This window comes from Nocardia farcinica (genome assembly GCF_029867845.1).
GTDB lineage: Bacteria > Actinomycetota > Actinomycetes > Mycobacteriales > Mycobacteriaceae > Nocardia > Nocardia farcinica_A.
Window position 1 is genome coordinate 1 of sequence record NZ_JARWRU010001122.1, and the last position, 2,238, is coordinate 2,238.

The 2,238-nt window shown below is 73.9% G+C and carries 2 protein-coding genes; one reads left to right on the top strand and one right to left on the bottom strand.

What is annotated here, in order from left to right:
- Positions 1 to 159: 159 nt before the first annotated feature.
- Positions 160 to 390, bottom strand: coding sequence for a mycoredoxin (locus QH283_RS24895; RefSeq protein ID WP_280505366.1), 231 nt, complete (start codon positions 388 to 390; stop codon positions 160 to 162).
- Between the two features lie 139 nt (positions 391 to 529).
- Here QH283_RS24895 and QH283_RS24900 point away from each other — a divergent pair.
- Positions 530 to 2,238 (top strand): ATP-dependent helicase (locus tag QH283_RS24900; protein WP_432420775.1); only part of this gene is annotated, 1,709 nt, incomplete at its 3' end.

The following is a 2,238-nucleotide window of genomic DNA, read 5'->3' on the forward strand; positions in this document are numbered from 1 at the left end:
CCCCCCGCCCCCCCCCCCCCCCCCCCCCCCCCCCCCGCGGCCCCCGCCCGCGGGGGGGGGGCCCCCCCCCCCCGTCGCTGTGGCCGCTGTTCGCTCCGCGGGCGTTCGCCGCGGTGGCCCGTGGCCGTTCCGGCGCGGCGGGTGTCACCGCGCGAGGCGTCAGGCCAGTTCGGCGAGCTTCGCTTTGACCGCGGAGAGGCTGGGATTGGTGGCCGTGGAGCCGTCGGCGAACTTCAGGGTCGGCACCACGTGGTTGCCGTTGTTCACGCTGCCGACGAACTCGGCCGCGGCCTCGTCCTGCTCGATGTCGATCTTCTCGTAGGCGATGCCGTTCTCCTCCATCTGCTTCTCCAGCCTGCGGCAGTAGCCGCACCAGGTGGTGGAGTACATCGTCACGGCGGGTTTCACTTCGGTCACGCCTCGTGCAACGCGCCGACCACCGGTCGTGTTCCGTGCCCGGACACGATCACAGCCGAGACCCACGCCACCCGCACCCGGCGGAGGTGCGGGCCTGTCGGGCCGGGCTGCCATGATGGAGGCCGTGCCCGCACTCGATCTGGACCTCCTCGACGCCGAGCAGGCCGCCGCCGTCCGGGCGCCCCGGGGCCCGGTCTGTGTGCTCGCTGGGGCGGGCACGGGCAAGACCAGGACCATCACCTACCGCATCGCCCACCTGGTGGCGGCCGGGCACGTCAAGGCCGACCAGGTGCTCGCGGTCACCTTCACCGCCCGCGCCGCCGGTGAGCTGCGCGGCAGGCTGCGCGCCCTCGGCCTCGGCGGTGAGGCCAACCAGGTGCAGGCCCGCACCTTCCACGCCGCCGCGCTGCGCCAGCTCAAGTACTTCTGGCCGCAGGTGGTCGGGGAGGTGCCCTGGCGGCTGCTCGAGGCCAAGTTCCCCGTGGTCGCCCAGGCCGCGCACCGGGTCGGGCTCTCGACGGCCACCGAGAGCGTGCGCGATCTGCTCACCGAGATCGAATGGGCGAAATCCCAGCTCGTCGCGCCGGAGGACTACGCGGCGGCCGCCGCCTCCCGCGGCCGCGACCTGCCCTACGACGCCGCGCGCGTCGCCGAGGTCTACACCGCCTACGAGTCGCTGAAGACCACCCCCGACGGCCTGCTGCTCGACTTCGACGACCTGCTGCTGCACACCGCCGCCGCGCTGGAGGACTTCCCGGCCGTGGCCGACGAGTTCCGCGGGCGCTACCGCAGCTTCGTCGTCGACGAGTACCAGGACGTCACGCCGTTGCAGCAGCGGGTGCTCGACGCCTGGCTCGGCGACCGCGACGACCTGACCGTCGTCGGCGACGCCAACCAGACCATCTACTCCTTCACCGGCGCCACCCCCGCCTATCTGCTCGACTTCTCGCGCCGCTTCCCCGACGCCACCGTGGTGCGGCTGGAACGCGACTACCGCTCCACCCCGCAGATCGTCTCGCTGGCCAACCGGGTGATCGGCGCCGCGCGCGGGCGTATCGCGGGCACCCGGCTGCAATTGATCGGCCAGCGCCCCGACGGCCCGGAGCCGGTCTTCGCCGAGTACGACGACGTGTCCGCCGAGGCGGCCTCGGTCGCCGTGGCCGTCGAACGGCTCGTCGCCGCGGGCACCCCGGCCGCCGAGATCGCCGTGCTCTACCGCATCAACGCCCAGTCCGAGGCCTATGAGCAGGCGCTGTCCGCGCGCGGCATCCCCTACCAGGTGCGCGGCGGGGAGGGCTTCTTCCAGCGCGCGGAGGTGCGGCAGGCGATCTCCGCGCTGCGCCAGGCGGCGAGCCGCGACGATCTGCCCGAGGCGGCGGTCCGGGGGCAGGCGCTGGTGACACTGGTGCGCGCCGCGCTCGCCCCGGTCGGCCTGACCGCCGCCGAGCCCGCGGGCGCCCAGGCCCGCGAACGCTGGTCCTCGCTGGTCGCGCTGGTGAGCCTGACCGAGGAACTGCTCGCCCACGACCTCGAGCTGGATCTGTTCGGCCTGCTACGTGAGCTGGCCGCCCGCGCCGAGGCCAGGCATCCACCGACGGTGCAGGGTGTCACCCTGGCCTCGCTGCACGCGGCCAAGGGCCTGGAGTGGGACGCGGTCTTCCTCGTCGGCCTCACCGACGGCACTCTGCCCATCGCGCACGTGCTCGCCGACGACGGCTCGGTCGCCGACCAGGCCGCGCTGGAGGAGGAACGCAGGCTGCTCTACGTCGGCGTCACCCGGGCGCGCGAACATCTGCGGCTGTCGTGGTCGCTGTCGCGCAC

Coding starts and splice junctions, on each gene's coding strand:
- QH283_RS24895 (WP_280505366.1), bottom strand. CDS start 390: ATGTACTCCACCACCTGGTGCGGCTACTGCCGCAGGCTGGAGAAGCAG.